Genomic DNA, 467 nt, shown 5'->3' with positions numbered 1-467 from the left:
ACAATATCCGTGACATCCAGGATCTGGTGCGCCGCGAACCCGGTGTTTCTGTCGCTCGCCCGACATCAATCACCAATCCCTGGGGCCAGCTCAGTAGCTTCACGATCCGCGGCATGGGCGGCAACCGTGTATTGACGATGGTCGACGGCTCCCGTGTCCAGGAACTGATCACCGACGGCAGCCGCGACTTCTTCGACATGAGCAATTTCAAGTCGGTTGAAATCGTGCGCGGACCCAATTCGGTGCTCTGGGGTGCGGACGCACTCGGCGGCTCTGTGATGTTTAGAACACTCGATCCATCCGACCTGCTCGCAGACACGGACAAGCCCTGGGCGCTTGAGCTGAGGAGCAGCTATGACAGCTTCGACAGCAGCTGGAAGAAGCAGATCACAGGGGCCTATGACTTCGGCGACATCCAGGTTCTGGGCAGCTATGGCCATACATCTGCAAGCGAGGCGGAACTGAGC

The 467-nt window shown here is 59.1% G+C and carries 1 protein-coding gene; it reads left to right on the top strand.

Annotation, left to right across the window (positions count from 1 at the left end; all coding sequences use genetic code 11):
• Positions 1–467 (top strand): TonB-dependent receptor plug domain-containing protein (locus G4D87_RS38620; protein ID WP_163787690.1); only part of this gene is annotated, 467 nt, incomplete at both ends.

The organism is Myxococcus vastator, from assembly GCF_010894475.1.
Taxonomy (GTDB): domain Bacteria; phylum Myxococcota; class Myxococcia; order Myxococcales; family Myxococcaceae; genus Myxococcus; species Myxococcus vastator.
The sequence above is the reverse complement of the archived record's forward strand: the minus strand, read 5'-3'. Positions and strand labels throughout refer to the sequence as shown.